The following is a 24047-nucleotide window of genomic DNA, read 5'->3' as shown; positions in this document are numbered from 1 at the left end:
GGGTGGGCAACGGCCCGCGCGCGCTCGGAGCTCGGCCTTGGTGGGGGACGGCGAGCGGGCTTTGCAGTATGGTCGCGCCCTCGTGTCGGTGCGCGTACGGATCCGCGGCCTCGCCCACGGGGGCGAGGGAGTTGGGCAGCAAGACGATGGTCTGACCTGGTTCGTGCCCGGCACGCTCCCCGGCGAGCTGGTCGATGCCGAGCCCGAGCGCCGCAAGGCTCGGTGGGCGCGCGGGCGGCTGACCCAGGTGGTCGAAGCCGCGCCCGATCGCGTGACGCCGCCGTGTCCGGTGGCCGACCGCTGCGGAGGGTGCGACTGGCAGCACGTGGATCCGGCGCGGCAGGCCGAGCACAAGCGGATGATCGTGGCCGGTGAGCTGCGTGCGCTGGTGCCCGATCCCCAGGCGGTGCGGCTGGCGGCGGTGGCCGGGCCGTCGCTGGGCTATCGCCGTCGGGCCCGCATGCACTACGAGAACGGCCCGGGAGGCCTGCGGCTGGGGTTCTTCGGCGGTCGCAGCCGCGAGGTGGTCGACGTGACGGCCTGCCCGGTGCTGCGCCCGGAGCTCGAGCATGCGCTGCAGCGCGTGCGGCGGCTGGCCGAGCACCTCCCTGCGCAGGGCGAGGTGCTCGGGTTGTCCGATGGGCAGCGGGCGGTGTTGGCCTTGCCGGGGGTGCGGCCCGACGAGCCCGTGCTCGAGGCCGCGCATGCGCTGCTCGACCAGCGGCTGTGCGGCATCGTGCTGCGCGGCGGTCGGCGCAGCGTGGCGGTGGGCCAGCACGAGCTGCGGCTCGACGGTGGGGATGGGCTCGCGCCCATGCGCGCGCATCCGTTCGTGTTCTCTCAGGCCAACGCCGCGGTCAATCGCGCGATGGTGCGGCACGTGGCCCTGGCGGCGCGATCGGACGGGCTGCGCGTGCTCGAGCTCTACGCCGGCGCCGGCAACCTCACCCGTGCGCTGGCCCGCACCGCCAAGCGGGTGTGGACGCTCGACGAGGACCGCGAGGCCAAGGGGCTGCTGCGTGCGCTGGCCGAGGCGGAGGGGCTGCCGATCAACGCCAAGCACGGCTCGGCGCCGAGCCTGCTGGCGAGCCTCGTGGCGCGGGACTTTCGCTACGACGTGGTCGTGGTCGATCCGCCGCGCGCCGGCCTGGGCAAGGAGTCCGCGGCTCACCTGGCCAGGGTGGCGGAGCAGCGGGTGGTCTACGTGTCGTGCGATCCGGCGACCCTGGCCCGGGACCTTCGGGTGCTGGTCGACGGGGGCCTGCGCATCACCGACGTGACGGTCTTCGACATGATGCCGATGACGGCCGAGGTCGAGGTGGTGGTGACCCTGGTGCGCGGTCCGGCGGAAGGGCGCCGATGAGTCGGGCCAAGAAGGCCACGAGTGCCGAGGGCCAGGCCGGGTCCGGCAAGGCGATCCCGCCGGTGGTGCTCCTCTACGGCAGCGAGCCGGCCCCGATGTCGGCGCGCCTGCGAGAGCTGCGAGGGATGATCCTGACCCCGGGCATGGAGGCGTTCAACCACGAGCGCTTCTCGGGCCGCGAACTCGATGCGATCGCGCCGGTGCTCGACGCCTGCGGTCAGCTGCCCATGATGTCCGAGCGCCGCCTGGTCGAGCTGTCCGATCCCGAGGCCGTGGGCAAGGGTCGGGGCTCGGACAAGGGCAAGATGCTCGAGGCCCTGGTGGGCTACCTCAAGGCGCCCAACCCGACCACGGTGCTGGTGCTCAGCAGCAGCGGGATCGATGGTCGCTCGCGCCTGGTCACGGCTGCCAAGAAGGCGGGGTGGGTCGAGAAGTTCGAGGCGCTCAAGAAGGACGAGGACGCGGTGGAGTTCGTGCTCGAGCAGGCCCGGCGCACGGGGACCCGCATCGATCGCGCGACGGCGCTGTCGCTGGTGGGGCTGTGCGGGACGGGCCCGTCGGACCTAGTCCATGCGCTCGAGCGAGCGTCGCTGCATGCGGGCGAGGGGCAGCCGGTGACCCAACAGGATCTCGACGCGGTGGTGGCCCACACGCGCGAGGCGGTGATCTTCGAGCTGACCGATGCGGTGGGCATGGGGGACGGGCCGCGGGCGCTCGCGGTGCTCGCCCACCTGTTCCACGAGAGCAGCCAGCCGGAGATCGGCCAGGCCAATGCGGTCCTCAGCATGCTGATCCGGCAGATCCGCCTGGTGTTCGCCGCCCGCATGGCCGGGCAGGGGCGGGGCGCGATCGAGGCCGTCACGGGAGTGCCCCCGTTCGTGGCGCGCAAGCTCGCGGGGCAGGCCCGACGATTCGACGAGGCTCGGCTGCGTCGAGCCTACGCATCGCTGGCTCGCCTCGATCGCGATCTCAAGGGCGGCGCGCACTCGGTGGTCAAGGCTCCCTACCTGGCGCTGCAACGCTTCGTGCTCGACGTGTGCGGGGCGCTGCCGGGGGTGTCCCCGCGACTCTAGGCGAAACCAATGCGAGAGCCGCCCGTTCGCGCGCGAAGCAGGCGGCTCCTTCTCACCCCGAGGACCATGGCAAGTCCCGTGTGGGCGAATCGCGAAGACTCAGCTCGCGGTGGCGGCGTTCATGGCCTTGGTGAGCCGGGAGATGTAGCGGGCCGCGGTGTTGCGGTGGACCACGCCCTTGGATGCGGCGCGGCCGATCGCGGTGATGGCCAGCGGCATCGCTTCCTTGGCTTGATCGAGCTGGCCACCGGCGAGAGCACGGCGGACTCGCTTCATGTAGGTACGCATGGTCGACAGGTGCTGGAGGTTGCGGGCCCTCCGCTTGATGCGCTGTCGGTTGCGCTTCTCTGCCTGCTTGTGATTCGCCACGGGCTCTCGTCCTGTTCTCGTCTGAATGCTCGTCCTGCAAGGCTCGGCCTGGTTGCGGGCCGGCTCGTAGGTCGCCACCGACGGGCGCGGTGGAGCGCGGTTCATCGCGCACCTGTCGGGGCTTGTCAAGCGGCTGGGCTGAGGCCAGGGTTGCGGGTGGTGAGCGTGACCCAACTCCGTCGTACCCCCGTGGGGGTGGCGCGGCCCTCGTACGATCGACCGGGACCCGGGCGCTCGCGGGCCCCGGGAGCATCGATGGCCGGGTGGGCCCTGGCGGGCCTGCTCGGCGTGGCCTGCGTGTTCACCCCGCCGCCCCCGTTGCCGGAGGAACTGGCCCAGCAGGAGGCCGAGGAGGCCGCACGACGCAAGGCGGTGCGCGGGGAGGGCGAAGGCCAACCGCACGAGGATGAAGCGGCCGTCGCCGAGGTCGCGGCCGAGGAGGGAGGCGAGGCGCCGCCCGCCGATCCCGACGACCCGTGGGGCTATCGCCGCGGCGATCAAGCCGATCTCGACATGACGCCCGAGCAGATGCAGGCCTATGCGCGCGCCCAGGGGGATCCGGCGGGCGGCGTGTTCACGCTCGAGCAGGCGCTCGATGGCGTGCCGGGGCAGGGGGACCTGTGGGTCGAGATGACGACCACCCAGGGCGTGATCGCCTGCCGACTGTTTCCCGACGAGGCTCCGCTGACGGTGGCCAACTTCGTGGGCTTGGCCCGCGGGGTGCGGCCGGCGCTCGACGACGCCCAGGTGGAGTGGGTCACTCGACCCTACTACGATGGCGTGGCGTTCCACCGGGTGATCCCGGGGTTCGTGATCCAGGGAGGCGATCCCAGCGGCACGGGACGGGGAAGCACGGGGTACGTGATTCTCGACGAGTTCGACCCCGACCTGCGCCACGACGAGGCGGGGGTGCTGAGCATGGCCAACCGCGGTCCGGGCACGGGCTCGGGACAGTTCTTCATCACCCTCGCACCGGTGCCCCACCTCGACGGCAAGCACACCATCTTCGGACGCTGTTCGGAGCCGGGCATCGCGGTTGCCGAGAAGATCGCCGCCATGCGCGGCCCGGGTGACAAGCCGCGCACTCCGCAGATCATCGAGCGCATGGAGATCCTGCGCCGGTAGTCGGCCGAGGTGGCCGAAACCGATCGCGGCCGGCGAGGGTCCGAGCCTTCGTTTGACACCCCCCAGGGCCGGATTGACAATGTCAATCGAGGCCAGGCTCCGGCGTGGGCTGCAACTCGAAGTCGAGGCGTCGATGATGCAAGCAGTGGTACGGGCTGGAACGGAGGACTCGCGTCGCGCCCTGCTCGACGCGGTGGGGGTGGTGCTGGCCAAGGAGGGCCTCGAGGGGCTCTCGTTGCGCAAGGTGGCGGCCAAGGCCGGGCTTTCGCACGCTGCTCCGGGGGTGCTGTTCGGAGGTCGGGCGGCGATGCTCACCGAGTACGCGGCCGAGGGCTTCGTGGCGCTCGGCCGCTGCCTCGACGAGGCCGAGCGGACCGCAAGCGGCGGGCCGTCGGCCCTCTCGTCGGTCGGCACCGCGTACGTGCTGTTCGCGGTGGACCAGCCGCTGCGCTTCCAGGTGATGTTTCGTCCCGATTGCTTGCTGCCGCGCGACCCCGACTACCTCAAGGCCTGCCGCGAGGCCTTCATCCCCTTGCGGCGGGCCATCGAGCGCGGCATGGACGAGGGCTGGATCGCGGCGGGCGAGATCGAGGACGTGACGCTCGCGGCCTGGTCGCTGGTGCATGGGCTCGCGATGCTGTGGTTCAGCAAGCACCTCGCCGGTCGCGTACGCCCCGAGCCGCACACGCTCGCGCAGCGGGTCACGGCACTCTTTGCGGGGGCGGTGTCGATGCGGGGGCAGGCGGCGGCGGCACAGTAGCGGGACGGGAGCCGACGAGTCTCGGCTCGTCGGCGAGCACGCGCCGCTGGTCGCTCGCAACGATGCCGCTTCGGGCTCGATTCGAGCTCAGCGGGCCGCTGCAGTGGCGGTGCGAGCCTTGGTCCGGGCCTGACGCCGCGCCCGACGCTCGGCTCGCCTCGCCTCGCGCTTGGCCTTGGGCGCGGGGCCCGACGAGGGATCCGCCTTGCGGCCTCGCGGGGCCCTGACCTTGGCCGGCCCGGTCACCCGGCGCGTGCCGAAGAACGACACGTAGCGCATGCCGTGCTCGCGGCCGCCGCCGAACAGACCGAACAGCGCGCGCCAGTGCAGGTCGCCCTCGGTGGCGCCGCGCCCCTTGGTCCACCAGCCCAGGCCCGGGCCGAGGACCTTGATGTCTCGCTCGGGCGTGGCCCAGCGCGTGAAGAGGCCCGGCACGAACTGGAGCATCTTGCCCTTGCGCGTGCGGATGTCCCACCACGCGAAGGCGCCGAAGGTGCCCTGAGCGTCGCCGCGCTCGATGTGCCACACCAGCGGGAACTGCACGAAGTCGAGGTTCTCGCCGTGCCGCCGCTGAAAGTAGAGCAGGGGGCCGATGCCGGTGAACGCCTCGTCCTTGGCCCAGTGATCGTCGCGCACGAACAGCGGCAGCAGCCACGTCACGCGGCGCTCGGCCCAGGCGTGGCTGTGGAAGAAGATCGGCGGCACGATCGCGGTGGCGACCTTGTGCGGCTTGCGGAACTGCCAGACCAAGAGGCCCGCCTCGAAGAAGCGCTCGTCCTTGCGGACGCGGCTGATGAACAGCGGCGGCGCGGCGAGGGTGAGGCTGCGCCGCTCGAGCCGGTGGCTGCGGCGGTAGTAGAGCGGGAACGCAAACGTGCGCTGCCAGGTGTTGGTGGTGCGCATGCCCACCGGTCCCGCGTACCAGCCCAGGGTCTTGCCCGGCTCGTTGGTCAGGCCGAACAGCGGGGTGTAGAGCCGGTAGCCCTCGGGGCGGCGGTCCCAGTAGTAGACCAGCGCGCCGTGGGTCCGGCGGCCCTGCCCGTCGCGTCCGTAGAGGAACAGCGGCACCGAGCCCCACAGCGTGTACTGGCAGCTCGGGTCGTCCTCGACGCGATAGCCACACTTGCGATAGCGGAACAGCAGCGGCACGTAGCCGGTGAACCGCATGTTGCGGCGCAGGCGGAACAGATCGAAGTAGCCGGGCGGGGCCACGGAGAACCGCGTGAAGCTGGCGATCCGTCGGTTGCCGAACACGAACGGGAACGCACCCCAGGTGCGGCGTCCGTTGACCTGCAGGCGATCGAACCAAAGCGGCACCGCGATGGTGGTGTGGCCGCGGTGGGCCTTGTCCTCGATGTGCACGGTGAGCGGCAGGGCGAGCAGGCGCCGCTTGTCCTCGGAGTCCATCCACCAGTAGAGCGGGAACACGCCGGTGTTGATGCTCTTGCGGCTGAGCCGGTGGAAGGCGGGACCGGCCACGAGGGTGTGGGTGCGGCGGGTCTCGTCGCGCGACCAGAAGAAGCCCAGGCCCGCGTCCACGTCGACGCCGCCGGGCTGGCGCTGGCGAAAGTAGAACGGCACCACGGCCAGCCCTCGCCGTGGCCGCTCGCCGCGGACCTCGGAGCGCCAGATCAGGGGCGACCACATGTCGAGGTCGTCGACCGGGGCGCGGCGGCGCAGGTAGAGCGGGGCGGCCACCACGTGGCGAGCCACGCCGCCCTCGGTGGCGCGCTCGTCCACGAACACGAGGGGGAACACCCCGCGGGTGTGCTGGCCGTCGCGGCGACGCTCGACGTAGGGGCCCCACATCGCGGTCACGTCGTCGCCCACGACTCGTCGGCCGCCGACGAGGCTGAGGGTGAGGCGATCGTCGCCCAGCGCACGGCGGTAGACGAAGGGGAACACCACGGTGTGGCGCTCGGAGGCGCCTCGGGTCACGTCCCAGGCCAGGCCCGCGATGCCCAGGGTGCGGTGGTCGGGGCCCTTGCTGCGCACGAACACCGGCGAGACCGTCAAGCGCCGGCCTTCGGCGACGTCGGTGAAGTCGGCCAGGGCCAGCCACGGGACGATTCCGTAGTTGCGCTCGACGCCGCGGCCCCAGAACACGAACGGGGCGATGCCACCGTCGAATTGATGGCCCTTCGGACCGCTGCGGCCGTGGTGGTAGAGCGGTCCCGCGACCACGGTGTGGCCGGCGTGCGCGGGATCGGTGTCGTGCACGTGCCAAAGCAGCGGCGTGAGCATCTGGTAGCGCCGCGTGCCGCCCCACTGGAAGAAGCTCAGCGCCAGCGGCACGCCCACGCGTCGGGTGCTCCCGCCGTCGTGCCCGCCGACACGAGAGTAGTAGGCCAGCGGGCCCGCCACCCAGTCCTCGCGACCGCCGGTGCCATCGTCGTCTTGGGGCTGGGCCACGTGCCACAGCAGGCCGCCCACGCCCTGGTAGCGCACGCCGCGATCGGTGCGCCCGGCGAAGGTGAGCAGCGGCGGGATGGCCAGGCGATAGCCCTGCGGGGTGCGGCCGCCACCGCCCAGCAGCGTGTACACGCGCAGCTCGCCCGGCCCGCGTCGCGTCAGGGCCAGCGGGGCGATGACCTGCGTGGTCTGGTCGGTGCGCGTGTCGTGGAATCGCCACCACACCGGCGCGAGCGCCATGTTGCGCTGGGTGGGATCGGTGTAGCGACCAAACGGTCCCGCCAGCCACAGCTCGCTGCCGCGGAGGTGGTTGCGGGTTCGCCAAAGGAGCGGCGTGGCCGAGAAGATCTCGCGCTCGCGCTCGCGATGCGAGAACGTGAGCAGCGGCGGCACGGCCCACGCCTGTTGGCTGCGGGCCTCGTCGACCCGACGGATCCACGGCAGGGTCCACAGCTCGCGGTGGTTGCCGAACTCGCGGCTCTGCCAGTGGAACAGCGGCAGCACCGTCATGTGCCGCTTGCCCTGCAGCTCGTTGGCGCCGCCGAAGTAGAGCGGGCTGATGTCGAAGCGCCGCAGCCCCCGCTGGAAGCGCCAGAACACCGGAGCCACCACCAGGAACCGGCGATCGTTGGTGAGGTCGGCGTCGTGGAGGTTCTTGTGCCCGTACCACGCCAGCAGGCCCGACACGCCGCGGAAGCTCTCGGGGGCGCGCTGTTGGTAGTGGAACGGGATCACCAGCACGTTCTTGACGAACTTGGTGCCCCACCACCACACCAGCGGGAACTGGCCGAAGTTGAACTGCTCGCCCACGCGGCGGTAGCCCATGAGCAAGGGGACCGAGCCCCACACGGTCTTGCGCTCGCTCTGGTAGCCATAGGTCAGCGCGACGGGGTTCAGGAAGTGGCGCCGCTCGGTGGTGGGCGAGTACCAGCCGAAGTCGAACGCGAGGTCGGCGTGGAAGTAGGTCTCGGGATGGTCGGGCTTGGGCGTGCGATGGATGAACAGCGGCGGGAAGGCGATCGCCCGGGTGCGGTGGGTGGCGTACTCGCGGTCGATCCAAAACGGCGGCAGGCCGCGCTTCTCCAGCAGCTCGGGCGCGTCGAGGCGACCGTCGGCCGAGATGCTCGCCGACGACGCGCCGGGCTCGGTGCGCACGGCGGCTCCGGCTTCGCCGTCCGACGTGGACTCGGGGCCGGCCTCGGGCGCCCAGCGCAGCGTCGTGCTCGGAAGGGCGACCGCTCCGAAGGACAGCGAGGGCGAGCCCATCATGAGGGTGGGCTCGGCGAGCGCCTCGCGGGCTGCGGCAATCCGGCGCGGGCCGAACGCCTCGGCCCACGAGGTGGCGTCGCTGGCCGGAGGTACCGACCCGAGCGGTGGCTCGAGCGCAGGCACGCCGGGCTCGTCGATCGCGTGGAGCGTTGGGGGCTCGCTCTCGCCGTCGCTTGGCGTGGGACGTCCCGCCGAGAATGCGGCGCCCCACGGTCCATCGCTCGGTGCTCCCAGCACCAGGGCGTCGGGGGCGGGAGGCCGGGAGGCGGGCACGAGCCGTCGTGATGCGGGCTCGGCCTCATCGTGAGGCACCCCGCGAGGCAAGAGGGCCGCACGAGACGACAGCGGTCCCGCCGCATGGGCCGACGTGCTCGCGGTGGTGCTCGCGCCCACGAGCACGGCGAACCACACGAGCACGCGGGCAGCCGGCCTTCGTGCCGTGGCCCCGGAAGCTCGAGGGCCTCGGGCGACCCGCTTCGTCTCGGGGCTCGTCACGTGCGGGCAGGGGCATACGAAAGACCGCAGGCGCGGTCAACACGGGCGGGATGGGCCCGCGCGGCGGATCACTCTCCCCAAGCGGGCAAGGGTGGGGGGCAGGCCCGTGGCCCTGGCTGGGGGCCTGCCAGCGGCGTCGTTCCTGGGGGCTTTGAAACCAACCCCGAAGCGGGCTAAGGGTGGCGGCAGACCATGGCCCGCGATCTCCAGCCCCTCGAGGCGCTTCGCGTCGACCTCGCCGCCCTGCGGCGTCGGGGGGTCGACCTGCACCCCATCAAGACCGTGCTGCCCCAGGCATGGCTGACACGGGCGCTCGGTGACACCGACGCCGAGCTGTCCGAGGATGCCGAGGTGGCGCTGCGGCTGACGCTCCAGCCCGAGGGGGTGGTGCTGGTGCAGGGATCGCTCTCGCTGCGGTTCTCGGTGCCGTGCGGGCGCTGCCTGTCGCCGGCGGCGGTCGATGGTGCGACGGAGATCTTCGCCACCTTCATGGCCTCGGCCGCCGCGGCACAGACCTTCTTGCGCGAGGACGAGGAGGGGTGGGAGCCCGATCCCGATGCCCCCGACGTGTTCGCCTACGACGGCCCGATCCTCACCCTCGACGCGATGGTGGCCGAGCAGGTGGCGCTGGCCTATCCCATGCGGGCGCTGTGCGAGCGCGGCGAGCAGTGCCGGGGCCTGTGCAGCAACTGCGGCTTCGAGCTCAATGCGCTGGAGGCCGGGATCCGGCACTGCCCGCAGTGCCGCTGCGAGGTCCCGCTCACTCCGGTGGCCGAGCCATCCTCGGATGGCGGGACCGAGGGCTCGCGCAGCGAGCGCGACAATCCATTCGCCCAATTGGCCCAACGACTGGCCCCACGACTGGCCAATTCCTCCAAGCCCGAGCCCGATTGACGTGAGCGGCCGCGCGTTGGCGGGGTGGCCAGACCCCCCGACCGCGCTTGCACGCCCGATCGGGCCCCCCTATGCTCCCGCCCCCCGAGGCACCCATGGCCGTACCGAAGAAGCGCACCTCCAGCTCGCGACGCGACATGCGCCGCTCCCAGCACGACAAGACCTCGGCTCCGGGGCTGTCCCCGTGTCCCAACTGCGAAGAGCTGATGGTGAGCCATCGCGTGTGCCCTGCGTGCGGGCACTACAAGGGCCGCGAGATGATCGCGGTCGAGCGAGAGTAGCCCTTCCTTCGCGCCGGGCCGAGGCACCGGCGGTGCTGCGATGTCGGGAACGACGGACGAGTCCACGATCGCCGCTACGATCGCCCTGGATGCGTTTGGCGGCGACGAGTGTCCCGGGCCCGAGGTCGACGGCGCGGTGCGGGCGGCTCGGACCGGCGCCCGTGTGATCCTGGTGGGTGATCGCGACAAGCTCGAGCTCGAGCTCTCGCGGCACCCGGGGTGGGATGCGCTGCCGCTGTCGATCCATCACGCCTCCGAGGTGATCACGATGGAGGACAGCCCGGCCAAGGCCGTGCGCAGCCGGCCCGATGCATCGATGCCCGTGTGCTTCGATCTGGTCGGGCAGGGCAAGGCCCACGCGGTGATGTCGGCCGGCAACTCGGGGGCGATGCTCGCCTGCGGGTTGTTCAAGTTTCGCCGGATCAAGGGCGTGGATCGGCCCGCGTTGGTGACGAGCCTGCCCACCCTCGCGCACGGGGCGGGGTCATCGGGTTCGGAGGATTCGGGCACCAGCTGGGTCGATCTGCTCGACATCGGGGCCAACGTGGATTGCCGGCCCGTCAACCTCGTGCAGTTCGCGATCATGGGCGCGGTCCATGCCTCGTTCAAGCACGGCAAGGCCGAGCCCCGCGTGGGGGTGCTGTCCAATGGCACCGAGGACGGCAAGGGCACCGAGCTGACCCGCACCGTGCACCGGCTGCTCGGCACGGCATCGCTGCAGGGCCTGCGCTACGTGGGCTACGTGGAGGGCCACGACCTGATGACCGGCGAGGTCGACGTGGTGGTCACCGATGGCTTCACGGGCAACGTGGCGCTCAAGATCGCCGAGGCCACGGGGCGCCTCATCGGGCACTGGATTCGCGGTGCCGTGCGCGGGGGCCCGCGGCGCCTGCTGGGCGCGGCCCTGCTGCGGCCTGCCTTCGACGAGCTGCGGGACAAGCTCGACCCCGACACCTATGGCTCGGCCCCGCTGCTCGGCGTGGATGGCTCGGCGTTCATCTGCCATGGCGGGGCCTCGGGCTTTGCCATCGGCAACGCGATCCGCCTGGCCGAGCGCTCGGTGGCCGAGGCGCTCACCCCCCGCATCACCGAGGCGCTCGCTCGCCATGCACCCTTGATGGCGGCCGCCAGGGGCGACGGCACGCCGCCCAAGGAATCGGTCGCCTAGGCACACACCACGAGCACCACCAAGGAGCCTTGCATGACCACCCTCGCATTCCTCTTTCCCGGACAGGGCAGCCAGGCCGCGGGCATGGGCAAGGCGCTCTTCGATGCCGAGCCGGCCGCCCGCGCGGTGTTCCAGGAGGCCGACGAGGCCCTTGGGATCTCGCTGTCGACGCTGTGCTTCGAAGGCCCCGAGGCCGAGCTCGCGCTCACCGCCAACACCCAGCCGGCGATCCTGACCACCTCGATCGCGGCGCTGGCCGTGATCCGCGAGCGCACCGGTCTTCGGCCCGTGGTGGCCATGGGCCACAGCCTCGGCGAGTTCTCGGCGCTGGTGGCCGCGGGGGCGCTGCGCTTTCCCGATGCGGTGCGACTGGTGCGGCTGCGCGGCCAGGCGATGCAGGAGGCCGTTGCGGCGGGGGTCGGTGCGATGGCGGCCGTGATCGGGATGGAGGAGGACGAGCTGTCCGAGGTCTGTGTCGAGGCGGCGCAGGGCCAGGTCTGCGCGCCGGCCAACGACAACGGCGGCGGTCAGATCGTGGTGGCCGGACACGCCGAGGCGGTGACGCGGCTGATCTCGCTGGTCAAGGCGCGCGAGCGTCGTGCGATCCCGCTCAAGGTCAGCGCGCCCTTTCATTGCGCATTGATGCAGCCGGCGGCGCAGCGGCTGCGTACGGCGCTCGCCGAGATCGAGGTGGGCCCGATGACGATCCCGGTGGTGACCAACGTGGACGCCGAACCCAACGATGATTCGAGCCGCGTGGCCGAGCTGCTCGTGCGACAGGTGACCGAGCGCGTGCGCTGGGAGGCCTCGGTGCGCAAGGCGGTGCACATGGGCGTCGCTGCGGCCGTGGAGGTCGGTCATGGCAAGGTGCTCGCCGGCCTCGTCAAGCGGATCGCACCCGAGGTCGAGGTGAGGGGTGCGGCTTCCCCGGATGACATCGCTGTGCTAGAGGCTTGGGCCAATGGCCGCTGAGCACGCATCGCCGTCCGCATCCAAGGACTGGCCCGAGTCGCTCCGCCTCACCGGGCGCAAGGCGCTGGTGACGGGCGCCTCGCGTGGGATCGGGCATGCCATCGCCAAGACCCTCGCCGAGCGTGGCGCCGCGGTGGCGATCAACTACGTGGCCAGCGAGGGCCCCGCGGTGGCGCTGCGCGACGAGATCGTGGCCGCGGGCGGCACCGCGATCGCGGTCGGGTTCGACGTGGGCGACCCGGCGGCCGTGGATGCGGGGGTCAAGGGCGTGGTCGAGCAGCTCGGTGGCCTCGACATCCTGGTCAACAACGCCGGGATCTCGATCGACGCGCTGCTCTTGCGGGTGAGCCCCGACGACCTGCGCTCGATCCTCCGCACCAACCTCGAGGGCACGTTCCTGTGCTGCAAGGCGGCGTCGCGGCACCTTTTGCGGGCGCGCGCGGCCGGTCGCATCATCAACCTCAGCTCGGTGGTCGGCGAGCAGGGCAACGCGGGGCAGTCGATGTACGCTGCGAGCAAGGCAGGTGTGATCGGGATGACCAAGTCGCTGGCCCACGAGCTCGCCAGCCGCGGGGTCACCGTCAACGCGGTCGCCCCCGGCTTCATCGAGACCGACATGACCGCCAGCAGCATCAACGGTCCGGCCCGCGATGCGCTGCTGGCCAAGATCCCCCTGGGCCGAGTGGGTCTCGCGGAGGAGGTGGCCGAGGCCGTCGCCTTCCTCGCCGCTCCCGCGGCGGCCTACATCACCGGTCACGTGCTCCGCGTCAACGGAGGCCTGGCCATCTAGGTCGCGCCTCTCCACGGCCTTCGCGGCCCGCTTCGTTCGCAAGGAAGACCAAGATCATGTCCGACAGCATCAAGGAAAAGGTCATCGAGATCGTCGTCGATCAGCTCGACGCCAAGCCCGAGGACGTCGACGAGAGCAAGTCCTTCACCGAGGACCTCCAGGCCGACTCGCTCGCGATCGTCGAGCTGGTGCTCGCGCTCGAGGAGAAGTTCGAGGTGAAGATCCCCGACGACGAGGTCGACAAGATCAAGACCGTCGGCGACGCGATCAAGTACATCCAGGACCGCACGAAGTAGTGGGCCGGCCAGGGCCGGGGGTGGCTCGCACACGGCTCGCACACGGCTCGCACGGACCGGTGCGCCACCCTCTTCCCGGCCACGCGCTCTTCCTTCCACCATGGCACGACGGCGAATTGCGATCACGGGCATCGGGCTCGTCACCCCGCTGGGGATCGGCACCGATGTGACCTGGGCCAAGGTCCGGGCCGGTGAGTCCGGCATCGGAGCCATCACGCGCTTCGACGCCAGCGAGTTCACCACCCGCATCGCAGGCGAGGTGAGGGATTTCGACGGCACGCAGTGGGGGATGCAAAAGCGCGAGCTGCGGCAGATGGACGTGTTCATCCACTACGGGCTCGCGGCCGCCAAGATGGCCATGGAGCAGTCGGGGCTCGGCGAGGACCGGCCCGACCCCGAGCGGATCGGCGTCTACGTGGGCGCTGGCATGGGAGGCCTGTCCGGGATCGAGAACACCTGGGAGACCCTGCGGGCCAAGGGGCCCCGCCACGGGATCAGCCCGTTCTTCACCCCGTCGGTCATCATCAACCTCGCGCCCGGGCAGATCTCCATTCGCTACGACTGCCGGGGTCCCAACATGAGCATGGTGTCGGCCTGCTCCACCGGCGCCCACTCCATCGGGGAGGCGGCGCGGGTGATCGAGCGCGGCGATGCCGACGTGATGATCGCAGGGGGCACCGAGTCCACGGTGACCCCGCTGGGGATCGGCGGGTTCTGCTCGGCGCGGGCGCTCAGCCAGCGCAACGACGAGCCGACCAAGGCCTCGCGTCCGTTCACCCAGAGCCGCGATGGCTTCGTCCTCAGCGAGGGGGCGGCCCTGGTGGTGCTCGAGGCGCTCGACCGCGCGGTGGCGCGAGGGGCCACCGTGATCGCCGAGGTGGTGGGCTATGCAGCCAACGCCGATGCCCACCACATCACCATGCCCGCGCCCGGTGGCGAGGGGGCCCAGCGCTGCATGACCCTGGCCCTTCGCGACGCGGGGCTGGCTCCCGAGGCCATCGGCTACATCAACGCCCACGCCACCTCGACCGCGGCCGACACCATCGAGACCGCGGCGATCCGGTCCGTGTTCGGGTCGCACGCCTACGACGGCCTCGCGGTCAGCTCGACCAAGTCCATGCACGGGCACCTGCTCGGCGCCGCGGGCAGCCTCGAGGCGGCGCTGTGCGCGATGGCCCTGCACGAGGGCGTGCTGCCGCCCACCATCAACCTCGACGATCCCGATCCGGAGTGCGACCTCGACTACGTGCCACACACGGCACGGCAGGTGCAGGTCGAGCACGCCATGTCCAACAGCTTCGGCTTTGGTGGCACCAACGCCGCCATCGTCCTCAAGAGGTACGGCTAGAGCCGCCGTGGTTCGCGTGGAGTGACGGAGATGGAGGGTAGCCCGGTGCGCTGGTACGTCGGTGGCGATCATGGGGCGGTGGCCCTGCGCAAGCACCTGGTCGAGCGACTTCGTGCTGGCGGTCACGAGGTGGTGCTCGAGGTCGGGCCCGATGATCCCTCGGACTCGATCGACTACCCCGACATCGCCGTGGAGGTGTGCCGCACGCTTTTGGCCGAGGGGGATCCGGCCAGCCGGGGCCTGCTGGTCTGCGGTACGGGCCAGGGCATCGCGATGGCGGCCAACCGGATCCCCGGGATTCGAGCCGCGGTGGTGACCGAGCCGCTGAGCGCCAGGATGGCCCGGACCCACAACGACGCCAACGTGCTGTGCATGGGCGGTCGCGTGCTCGGGTTGGGCCTGGCGGAGGAGCTGCTGCGCGCGTTCGTCGAGGCCGAATTCGAAGGCGGTCGGCATGCGCGGAGGGTGGGCAAGATCGAGGCCATCTCCTCCCCCGCCGCCGCCACGTCCGCGAAGGACTCGCCCTCCGAGCACGGGGAGAGCTGAGCCCCCGTGCTGTGCCCGGTGTGTCGCAGCCCGAGCACGAAGGTGCTCGACTCCCGCGACGGCCGGGATGGACTGTCGGTACGCCGGCGGCGCTCGTGCAACACCTGTGGCCATCGCTTCACCACCCACGAGCGCATCGAGGAGACGCTGCCGATGGTGGTCAAGCGCGACGGCAGCAAGCAGGCGTTCGATCGCGGCAAGCTGCTGCGGGGCCTGCAGCTGGCCTGCCGCAAGCGACCCATGCGTCGCGATCAGCTCGACGGCGTGGTGCAGCAGGTCGAGCAGTGGTCGTCGACCCGGGGCGATCGCGAGCTGCATGCGGCGGAGATCGGCGAGCGGGTGATGCACCACCTCTACGAGCTCGACGAGGTCGCCTACGTGCGCTTCGTGTCGGTCTACCGCAGCTTCGAGTCCGTGGCCGAGTTCTCCGAGCTGCTGCGAGAGATGGAGAAGGCCGAGAAGGTCGATCCCGAGGGGCAACGATCGCTGTTCGAGCGGAGGCCCGACGATGAGCCGTCGTGATTCGCACCCCGACAAGAGAACGGCTCCGCGGATGACCGAGTGGATGGCCCAGGCCGTGCGCCTGGCTCGGTCCGGACTGGGCGCCACGTATCCCAATCCCTGCGTGGGCGCCGTGGTGGCCAAGGGGGGGCGGGTGCTGGGGACCGCTCGCAGCCGCCCCACCGGAGGTGCCCATGCCGAGACCCAGGCGCTGGCCGAGGCCGGAAGGGCTGCCCGCGGAGCCACGCTGGTGGTCACGCTCGAGCCCTGCTGCCACCACGGCCGCACCCCGCCCTGCACCGATGCCATCGTGGCCGCCGGGATCCGCACCGTGGTGGTGGGCGTCGAGGATCCGGCCCCGCACGTCGCCGGCCAGGGTCTCGATGCCCTGCGGCGGGCCGGCGTGCAGGTCGTGGTCGGGGTGGGAGCGGCCGCCTGCGAGGCCGTGCACGAGCACTACCTCCACCACGTACGCGTGGGTCTGCCGTTCGTGAGCCTCAAGGCCGCCACGTCGATCGATGGCCGCATCGCCACCGCGAGCGGTGACAGCAAGTGGATCACCAGCGAGGCCTCGCGTCGGTACGGGCATCGGCTCCGGGCCTGGCACCACGCGATTGCGGTGGGGGCACGGACCGTGCTGGCCGACGATCCCGGTCTCGACGTGCGCCTCGTTCGAGGCGTCGATCCCCAGGTGGTGGTGTTCGATGGGCGCCTGCGGCTGGCCACGGCGCCGGCGGCTCGGGTGCTGCGGCCGGGCACGCTGGTGCTGCACACCGAGCGGGCGAGCCGTTCGGCCCGCGCGCGGGTCGCGAAGACCGGGGCCACGCTCGTGAGCGTGGCCGATGCCGGGGATGGCCGCGTGGAGCTCGTCGCGGCGCTGCGCGAGCTGGGTCGCCGCGAGATCCGATCGCTGCTCGTCGAGGGCGGTGGCCGCTTGCTGGGGGCGTTCGTGGCCGCGGGCGCGTGGCAGCGGGCGTTCGTGTTCCAGGCTCCACGCCTGCTGGGCGAGGGCTTGCCGATGGTGGCGGGCGTGGGGTGGAGCACGGTGGACGAGGCGCCGCGCTTGCGCGTGGAGGCGCGCCGTCGTCTGGGGCCCGACCTGCTGACCGTGCTGACGCCCGAGGACGCCGTCACGGGCGGGCCGTCGCCCGGGCCGGATCGTCTGGTCGACCCCCGCGCGGACGTGCGGTAGAAGGATCGCGTGTTCACCGGCTTGGTCCAACAGGTGGGGACCCTCGTCGCGATGCGCCCGGGGCAGCAGCGGCAGACGCTGGTCGTGGAGGCCAGATTCCCGCTGCGCGAGCGAGAGACGGGGGCCAGCATCGCGGTCGACGGCGTGTGCCTGACGGTCACCTCCTCCTCCGAGGACCGGCTCGAGTTCGACGCCGCATTCGAGACGCTGCGCCTCACCACGCTGGGGGGACGCATGATCGGCGATCGCCTCAACCTCGAGCCTGCGCTGCGCGTCGGAGATCCTCTGGGCGGACACCTCTGCTCCGGACACGTCGATGGCGTGGGGACGGTGCGCTCGGTGCTCGCACGCGGCGATGCTCGCGAGGTGTGGATCGACGTGCCGGGCGACCTGATGCGCTTCGTCGCCCCCAAGGGCTCGATCTGCGTCGATGGCACCAGCCTCACCGTCAATGGGATCGACGCGGTGGGACTCTCGGTGGGCTTGGTGCCGCACACGCTGCAGGTCACCACGCTCGACGGTCTCGCAGCGGGTCGTCGCGTCAATCTCGAGGTCGACCTGGTGGCGCGCTACGTGGCGCGGCTGCTCGAGTATGGTCGTGCGCCCGAGCCTCCACCACCGCCCGGACTGTCGGTCGACGCCCTGGTCGAGGCCGGCTACCTCGATCCGGGAGACGGCCGCCGATGACGTCCGCACCACGGGTGCTCTTGGGGGTCAGCGGTGGAATCGCCGCCTACAAGGCGCCCGAGCTCGTCCGTGCGTTCGTGGCCCGGGGCTGGGACGTTCAGGTGGTGATGACCCCCGCGGCGCGGGCCTTCGCCACCGAGATGGCCCTGTCGACCGTGAGCCGTCGTCCCGTACGCATCGAGCTGCTCGATGCCAGCGAGGAGGGGCAGGTGGGTCACATCGAGCTCGCCGACTGGCCCGACCTGGTGGTGGTGGCTCCGGCCACCGCCGACCTCATGGCCCGCGCCGCGGCGGGCATGGCCAACGATCTGCTGAGCACGGTGCTCCTGGCCACCCGCGCGCCGATCCTGTGGGCGCCTGCGATGAACACCAACATGTGGCGTCACCCCGCCACCCAGCACAACCTCGCGACCTTGGCCGCACGCGGGGTCGCGCGAGGAGATCGCTTCGTCGGACCCGATCGCGGCGAGCTGGCCTGCGGCTGGGTGGGAGAGGGCCGGATGATCGATCCTGCGATCATCGCCGAGCACGCCGAGCCGATGTTGCGCGGGGTCCAGAGCTGGGCGGGTCGACGCGTAGTGGTGTCGGCCGGGCCCACGCGGGCCTACCTCGATCCGGTGCGGTTCCTGACCAACGCATCGACCGGCGCCATGGGCTTTGCGATCGCCGAGCAGGCGGCGCGGCGCGGCGCCGAGGTCACGCTGGTGGCTGGTCCGGTGCAGCGCACGACTCCACCCGGAGTCACCCGCGTGGACGTGGAGACGGCCGACCAGATGCTCGCCGCCATGCGCGGGGTCCTCGAGCAGGGGCCCTGCGATCTGGTCGCGATGGTGGCTGCGGTGGCCGACCTCGCGCCGCGCAATCCGAGCGCGGGCAAGCTCGACAAGCTCGAGCTCCCCCGCGCGCTCGAGGCGGCCGCATGGGTCCCTGGCGTCGACGTGCTGGCCACCCTGGTCGATCGTTTCGGCGCTCGCAGCTTCTTCCTCGGGTTCGGGGCGCAGACGGTCGACGAGGGCCACGACGTGCACGGCGCCCTGCGGCAGGCGGCCGAGGCCAAGCTCGCGCGCAAGGGCTGCCATGCGATCTTCGTCAATCGCGTCGGCGTTCCCGGCGTGGGCTTTGGCAGCGACACCAACACGGGCCTGCTGGTGTTTCGCGAGGGCGAGCTGCAGGACGCCGGGGCTCCCGTGGCCAAGGAAGCGCTGGCCGGATGGTTGCTCGACCGGCTGCACGGGCGTGCGCTCGCAGCCACGACACCTGCGGCAGCCACGACACCTGCGGAGGCCACGACACCTGCGGAAGCCACGACACCTGCGGAGGCCACGACACCTGCGGAGGCTTCGGCATGAGCGACGACGCGGCCACGCTGGCGCGTCGCTTCGCGCTCGCGCTCGAGCATCGACGCGGTCGGTGGGACCAGCAGTACGTGAGCGCGCGGCTTCTGCCCGCTGCATCCACCACGCCGGGCAGGACCGCCGAGCCCGCCGCGCTCGCCACGGTGGAGCGGAGCGAGGCCCGGGCCGAGCCTCCGACGAGCCCGCCGCCGGTCGAGACCCGCCCCACGCCGCCTCCCGGCGGCGCGTCGGAGCGTCCGGCCCGCGCCGAGCCTTCGGCTGCCGCTCGCGTGGAGACCGTCGCTCCCGCCGCCCAAGTTCAGGCAGATGCGTCGGCACCAACCCCGACGGACGCCGTCCAGGAAGCGCCGGCCGTCGTCGCCCATCGCGAGGCGCTGCGCCAGCAGGCCCAGCGCTGGAGTCCGGCCACCAAGCTCGAGTACCTGCGGCGACAGAACGTGGGCGACTGCCAGCGCTGCCCCCTGGCTCGCACGCGCTCCAACATCGTGTTCGGGGTCGGCAATCCCGAGGCCGATCTGATGTTCGTGGGGGAGGCACCCGGTGCCGACGAGGATCGGCAGGGTGAGCCCTTCGTGGGACGAGCCGGACAATTGCTCAACCGCTGGCTCGCCGAGCTGGGCCTGTCCCGCGACGACGTCTACATCGCCAACGTGCTCAAGTGTCGCCCGCCGGGCAACCGCGATCCCAAGCCGCTCGAGGTCGATCGCTGCTCGCCGTTCTTGCAGGCGCAGATCCGTGCGATCGAGCCCAAGGTGATCGTGGCGCTGGGGCGCCATGCGGGCATGCTGCTGTCGCGACGCGAGGACATGACGCTCCGCGCGATGCGAGGAGGGCGGCTCTTCTATGACGCGGGGGCGCCCAAGGAGGACCCGTCCGCGCGCATCCAGATCCCGTTGGTCGTCACCTATCACCCGGCCTACGTGCTGCGCCAGGAGGGTGATGGTCGTGAGCCCGTACCCGGCCGTCCTTCGCCCACCGACATGGTGATGACCGATCTTCGGCGCGCGCTCACGTTCGTGCGCGGCACGAGCCGCTGAGCGCGAGCGCTCGCTCGGGTGCGACGTGCCGTTCTCGCTCGCTCGGCATGCACGCCCGCACTGGTCGCGGTGTCGATCGCGGCCAAGCACGGCGCCGGCCGTCCGGCAAGTCAAGACCTTCTCGTGTGAGAGGATGCTCTGCGATCAGCGCACGTGCCGTGGGTAGTGGTGACCCACTACGTGAGGCCATCACGTGCGCATCGAGCCCGTGGCGCATGCATGGTGCTCCGAGACCGTGGGTGCTCCGAGCCCTTGGTGAAAGTCGCGCGCGTTTGTTCGAAGTCTCGACCGTGCGTGGTACGACCCAACGATGCAGTCGACGACCGGGGCTCGTCGTCCGCTTGCGCGACGAGCCCGAACCACACGGAAAACGGTTGACGCACCCGCGCCACACTCCTATCTTTGGCGGCCCGGCATGCCGGATTCCTTCGGCGTCCGAGGGCTTCCACGTCGTCCGACTTCGCGCCCGACGGTCATGACCAAGGCAGAACTGATCGAACGAATCGCGCGCTCTCGCGACCTGCCCCCCGACACCAGCAAGAAGCTCATCGGCCAGATCCTCGGCATCGCCTTCGACGAGCTGGCCAGCTACTTCGCACGCGCAAGGGTCACGCGCAGCCAGAGCCCGAGGTTCACCTTCCCGCGCTTCGGTACCTTCACCAAGAAGCGCCGTAGTGCGCGTCGGGGCGTCAACCCGCGCACGCTGGAGCCGATTCAGATCGAGGCCTGCAACACCATCGACTTCAAGGCCAGCCGCGAGCTCCGCGACGCCATGAACCCCACGCTGCGCGTGGGGGACGGCGCCGAGCTGTCGGGCGAGCCTCCGGATGGTGGCCCGGCCACCGGATGGCCGGACGTCGAGTCGAGCGAGCGCGTCGCGGCCTCGGTCAACGTCGGCCCCAACAAGAAGAAGGCCAAGGCCCGCGCCAAGGTCAAGGCGCGCGCTCGTGATGCGGCGAGCGCACGGACGCTCGCGGTTGGGCCCAGCAAGCGGCGGCTCACGCCACGCGACGACGAGCCCGGGCCCGACGCCCTCGACGTGGCCACGGGGCACGGAGGGCGGAGCGAGCCGGAGCCCGAGCTCGCGCCGTCACCCATGCAGCGGGTGTCGAGCCGCCGACGCACGCGCTCGCGTGGCACGGGCTAGCCGCGCTTGGTGGACGACGGGGGACGGTCCATGGCCGAGGATTGGAGGGCACGGGGGTTCGCCGCTTTGGCCGAAGCAGGCCTTCGCCGACCTGCGGTCTTGCTCCTGATCGTGGGCGTGTTGATGCTCGGTGCGGGGCTGCTCATCCCGGGCCTGGGCGTCAGCACCTCGCGCACCAGTCTCGTGTCCGAGAAGGATCCGCAGCAGGCGCTGCTCGTCGACTTCTACGAGCGCTTCGGCCGACCCGAGAGCGCCGTGTTCCTGGTGGAGGGCGGGGAGCCGTCGCAGCGGCGGGAGGTGGTCGATCGATTGCAAGCCGCGCTCGAGGCCGAGCCCGAGTTCGCCGGTCGCGTGCTCGGCCACGTCGAAGCGAGCACGGTGGCGCCGTTGCTGTTGCTGCAGCAGCCCGGTGCCCTGGCCCAGATGCGCCAGCAGCTCCCGCCGGGCACCGACCTCGCCGCGCTCGTCGAGATGGGTCTGCCCGGCTGGCTCGGCGCGCTCGAGCAGCAGATCTACGCTCAGCTCGAAGACGCCGAGGGTGGCGACGACGAGGAAGAGGAAGGAGCAGACGAGGGAGCCGACGCGGACGAGGGAGCCGACGCGGACGACGGAGCCGACGCGGCCGAGGGCAGCGACGATGCACCACCTCCGCCGGGCGCTCCGCCCCCGCCAGGCGCCCCGCCCACTGGTGCACCGCCGACCCCGGGCGCCCCCCCCAGTCCGGCCGAGGCGGCCGCGAGCGCCGATGAAGGCCTGCGTCGGCTGGCCATGCTCGCGAGCGTGCTCGATGCCGCGATCACAGGCGAGGACCCGCTGGCGCGCTTGCCCAACGACGCAGGGTTCGAGGGCCAGACCGGCCTCGACGAGCGTGGCTACCTGGTGACCGCCGCCGGCGACGGACACCTCGTGAACGTGTTCCCCGAGCTGCAAAGCGACGAAGGCGTGGACGTGGCGCCGATGGTCCAGCGCATGCGATCGCTGCGCGATCAGGTGCTGGCCGACGCCCCGCCTGGCATCACCGCCGACCTGACGGGAACGCCGGCGCTGTCCGCCGACGAGCTCGACATCCTGGAGCTGGGCCTGAAGGTCTCGTCGGTCACCACGACCCTCGGCATCGCGCTGCTGTGCCTGCTTCTATTTCGCTCGCTCCGACAGATGCTCGTGGCCTTGATCCCGCTGGCGCCCGGGGTGGTGGGCACGCTGGCGGTGGTCCACGTCCTCTACGACGATCTCAACCTCGTGACGTCGAGCTTCGTCGCCGTGCTGCTCGGGCTCGGTATCGACTTCTCGGTGCACGCGATCTCGCGATTCAACGAGGAACTGCGCGGAGGCAAGGACCCGGGCGACGCCGTGCGCTCGGCGATGGTTCGCACGGGTCCCGGTGTGCTGACGGGCGCGGTGGTCACCTCGGCGGCCTTCCTGACCTCGGCCACCACCGACTTCACCGCGTTCGGCGAGCTGGGCGTGGTCACGTCGATCGGTCTGCTCATCGTGGTCGGGGCCACCTTCCTGCTGCTGCCCGCGCTCCTGCGCCGCAAGCCGGGCAAGGTGCGCATGCCTCCCGAGCCTCCTGGCTTGCGTTCGCTGCCGGAGCTCACGCGCAAGCTCGCCGTGCCGCTGCTGGTGCTGGGCGTGGGCACGGCGGTGGCGGGAGCGATCGCCGTGCCGAGCGTCGGCTTCAACCCGCGCTACTTCGACTTCCTCCCCGAGAGCACCGAGTCGTCTCGTGCGCTCGATCGTCTCGAGTACGACCCGGTGGCCAGCCCGGTGTTCGCCAACCTGCGAGCCGACTCGATCGAGCACGCGCGGGCGATGACGGAACGACTGCGCGCGCTGTCGACCGTGGCGGGGGTGCAATCGCCCAGCGACCTGCTGCCGCCGCTGACCCCCGAGCGGCTCGCCGCGCTGCGGGCCGACTTCTCGGGCATGGTGACCCCGGACTTCGAAGCGCTCGCCGCTCGCTCCACCACGCCACAGCAGCTGGAGAAGGCCGCCTCGGCGGTGGTGGATGCCCTCGACGAGTCGCGCCTGGCCATGACCCAGGCCAACATGCCGCCCAATGTACTGGCCGCCATGGACGAGGCGCTGGCGGCCTTCAAGGGGCTGCGCGATCGAGCCAAGTCACTGGACGAAGCCGGTCGCACGCGGCTTGCGGGCCTCGAGACGCGGGCCGCTGCCCTCCTTCGCCCCGCGTGGGAGACGGCGGCGGCGGTGGCCGAGCGCGGCCACTATGCGCCCGGTGATCTCCCGTCGCTGTTCGCCCGCCGCTACGTCTCCAAGGATGGCCAGGAGGTGGCGCTCTACGCCGTGCCGGCGGGACGCTTTTGGGAGCGCGACGTGGCCGAGCGCTTCCGCCTCGACATGGTGGAGATCGATCCCAAGGTCTCGGGCCTTGCGACCGTGCACGTCCGCCACGGCGAGATCGTGATCGAGGGCTTCCAGCGCGCGGCCGTGATGGCGGCGGTGCTGGTGGTGCTCATCCTGGCGATCGACTTTCGCAGCCTCAAGGACGCCGGCCTGTCCCTGGTGCCCACCGCCATCGGCTGGCTGTGGATGACCGGGATCATGGCGATGTTCGGGATCCGCTTCGACGTGGCCAACGTGGTGAGCATGCCGCTGGTGCTCGGCATCGGGATCGCGTTCGGCGTGCACATGATGCATCGCTGCCGCGAGGTGGAGCACGATGACGAGCCCCTCGAGGGTCGGCTCGACACGGTGATCCGCGGCACGGGTGGAGCGATCGCGGTGGCGGCCCTGACCACGATCGTGGGCTTCGGAGGCCTGGCGGTCTCGGCCCACGGCGGCATGAAGTCGTTCGGGAGCCTGATGATGATCGGCATCGGCACCTGCCTCCTGGCGACGCTGCTCGTGCTGCCCGCGGTGCTGCTGGTGATCCGACGGGTTCGGTAGGCGGCGGGACCTTCGAAACGAAGAAGAGCCACGACCAGGGGGTCGCGGCTCTCGGGC

General features: G+C 71.4%; 21 protein-coding genes. 19 read left to right on the top strand and 2 right to left on the bottom strand.

What is annotated here, in order from left to right:
* Positions 1–82: 82 nt before the first annotated feature.
* Positions 83–1363 (top strand): class I SAM-dependent RNA methyltransferase, encoded by a 1281-nt coding sequence (locus OEB96_RS28830; RefSeq protein ID WP_266219985.1) that lies wholly within the window; start codon positions 83–85, stop codon positions 1361–1363.
* A complete protein-coding gene (gene holA / locus OEB96_RS28825; RefSeq protein WP_266219984.1) occupies positions 1360–2436 on the top strand; it encodes a DNA polymerase III subunit delta in 1077 nt (358 codons plus the stop codon). Before OEB96_RS28830 ends, holA begins: the two co-directional genes overlap by 4 nt.
* A 99-nt stretch (positions 2437–2535) precedes the next feature.
* Here holA and rpsT read toward each other — a convergent pair whose 3' ends face one another.
* Positions 2536–2805 (bottom strand): 30S ribosomal protein S20, encoded by a 270-nt coding sequence (gene rpsT / locus OEB96_RS28820; RefSeq protein WP_266219983.1) that lies wholly within the window; start codon positions 2803–2805, stop codon positions 2536–2538.
* A 255-nt stretch (positions 2806–3060) separates the two neighbouring features.
* Between rpsT and OEB96_RS28815 the strand changes: the two genes are divergently transcribed.
* Positions 3061–3930 carry a peptidylprolyl isomerase gene (locus OEB96_RS28815; RefSeq protein ID WP_266219982.1) on the top strand — a complete coding sequence of 290 codons (870 nt, stop codon included), beginning with the start codon at positions 3061–3063 and terminating at the stop codon, positions 3928–3930.
* Positions 3931–4063: 133 nt separating this feature from the next.
* The gene (locus OEB96_RS28810; protein WP_266219981.1) at positions 4064–4690 is read left to right on the top strand and encodes a TetR/AcrR family transcriptional regulator; all 627 of its coding nucleotides are present in this window, start codon (positions 4064–4066) and stop codon (positions 4688–4690) included.
* 87 nt (positions 4691–4777) lie between these two features.
* Here the strand turns inward: OEB96_RS28810 and OEB96_RS28805 are convergent, their stop codons facing one another.
* Positions 4778–8788 carry a hypothetical protein gene (locus OEB96_RS28805; RefSeq protein ID WP_266219980.1) on the bottom strand — a complete coding sequence of 1337 codons (4011 nt, stop codon included), beginning with the start codon at positions 8786–8788 and terminating at the stop codon, positions 4778–4780.
* Between the two features lie 270 nt (positions 8789–9058).
* Between OEB96_RS28805 and OEB96_RS28800 the strand changes: the two genes are divergently transcribed.
* From OEB96_RS28800 to OEB96_RS28730, 15 genes are all read left to right on the top strand, one after another.
* The gene (locus tag OEB96_RS28800) at positions 9059–9760 is read left to right on the top strand and encodes a YceD family protein (protein ID WP_266219979.1); all 702 of its coding nucleotides are present in this window, start codon (positions 9059–9061) and stop codon (positions 9758–9760) included.
* 95 nt (positions 9761–9855) lie between these two features.
* On the top strand, positions 9856–10041 hold the full coding sequence (gene rpmF, locus OEB96_RS28795) for a 50S ribosomal protein L32 (RefSeq protein ID WP_266219978.1): 186 nt from the start codon (positions 9856–9858) through the stop codon (positions 10039–10041).
* A gap of 40 nt (positions 10042–10081) precedes the next feature.
* Entirely contained in the window at positions 10082–11209 is a 1128-nt protein-coding gene (gene plsX / locus OEB96_RS28790; RefSeq protein ID WP_266219977.1) for a phosphate acyltransferase PlsX, read from the top strand.
* Positions 11210–11242: 33 nt separating this feature from the next.
* Complete coding sequence (gene fabD / locus OEB96_RS28785) at positions 11243–12181, top strand: ACP S-malonyltransferase (RefSeq protein WP_266219976.1); 939 nt, start codon at positions 11243–11245, stop codon at positions 12179–12181.
* Positions 12171–12971, top strand: a complete 801-nt coding sequence (locus OEB96_RS28780; RefSeq protein WP_266219975.1) for a 3-oxoacyl-ACP reductase family protein — start codon at positions 12171–12173, stop codon at positions 12969–12971. The genes fabD and OEB96_RS28780 overlap by 11 nt, the downstream gene beginning before the upstream one ends.
* A 56-nt stretch (positions 12972–13027) precedes the next feature.
* Positions 13028–13267, top strand: coding sequence for an acyl carrier protein (gene acpP, locus OEB96_RS28775; RefSeq protein ID WP_266219974.1), 240 nt, complete (start codon positions 13028–13030; stop codon positions 13265–13267).
* Positions 13268–13367: 100 nt separating this feature from the next.
* Positions 13368–14615, top strand: a complete 1248-nt coding sequence (gene fabF, locus OEB96_RS28770; RefSeq protein ID WP_266219973.1) for a beta-ketoacyl-ACP synthase II — start codon at positions 13368–13370, stop codon at positions 14613–14615.
* 45 nt (positions 14616–14660) lie between these two features.
* Complete coding sequence (rpiB, locus tag OEB96_RS28765) at positions 14661–15161, top strand: ribose 5-phosphate isomerase B (protein ID WP_266219972.1); 501 nt, start codon at positions 14661–14663, stop codon at positions 15159–15161.
* 6 nt (positions 15162–15167) lie between these two features.
* On the top strand, positions 15168–15683 hold the full coding sequence (gene nrdR, locus OEB96_RS28760; protein WP_266219971.1) for a transcriptional regulator NrdR: 516 nt from the start codon (positions 15168–15170) through the stop codon (positions 15681–15683).
* Positions 15670–16854 carry a bifunctional diaminohydroxyphosphoribosylaminopyrimidine deaminase/5-amino-6-(5-phosphoribosylamino)uracil reductase RibD gene (gene ribD, locus OEB96_RS28755; RefSeq protein ID WP_266219970.1) on the top strand — a complete coding sequence of 395 codons (1185 nt, stop codon included), beginning with the start codon at positions 15670–15672 and terminating at the stop codon, positions 16852–16854. Before nrdR ends, ribD begins: the two co-directional genes overlap by 14 nt.
* 9 nt (positions 16855–16863) lie before the next feature.
* Positions 16864–17541 (top strand): riboflavin synthase, encoded by a 678-nt coding sequence (locus tag OEB96_RS28750; RefSeq protein WP_266219969.1) that lies wholly within the window; start codon positions 16864–16866, stop codon positions 17539–17541.
* The gene (gene coaBC / locus OEB96_RS28745) at positions 17538–18890 is read left to right on the top strand and encodes a bifunctional phosphopantothenoylcysteine decarboxylase/phosphopantothenate--cysteine ligase CoaBC (RefSeq protein ID WP_266219968.1); all 1353 of its coding nucleotides are present in this window, start codon (positions 17538–17540) and stop codon (positions 18888–18890) included. Before OEB96_RS28750 ends, coaBC begins: the two co-directional genes overlap by 4 nt.
* Positions 18887–19933 (top strand): uracil-DNA glycosylase, encoded by a 1047-nt coding sequence (locus OEB96_RS28740; protein ID WP_266219967.1) that lies wholly within the window; start codon positions 18887–18889, stop codon positions 19931–19933. Before coaBC ends, OEB96_RS28740 begins: the two co-directional genes overlap by 4 nt.
* Before the next feature lie 475 nt (positions 19934–20408).
* A complete protein-coding gene (locus OEB96_RS28735; RefSeq protein WP_266219966.1) occupies positions 20409–21080 on the top strand; it encodes an HU family DNA-binding protein in 672 nt (223 codons plus the stop codon).
* Positions 21081–21179: 99 nt separating this feature from the next.
* Positions 21180–23990, top strand: a complete 2811-nt coding sequence (locus tag OEB96_RS28730) for an MMPL family transporter (protein WP_266219965.1) — start codon at positions 21180–21182, stop codon at positions 23988–23990.
* Positions 23991–24047: the final 57 nt, after the last annotated feature.

It is taken from the genome of Paraliomyxa miuraensis, from assembly GCF_026337845.1.
Lineage (GTDB): Bacteria > Myxococcota_A > Polyangia > Nannocystales > Nannocystaceae > Paraliomyxa > Paraliomyxa miuraensis.
Note: the sequence above shows the minus strand (reverse complement) of the source record. Positions and strands in the feature narration are given on the sequence as shown.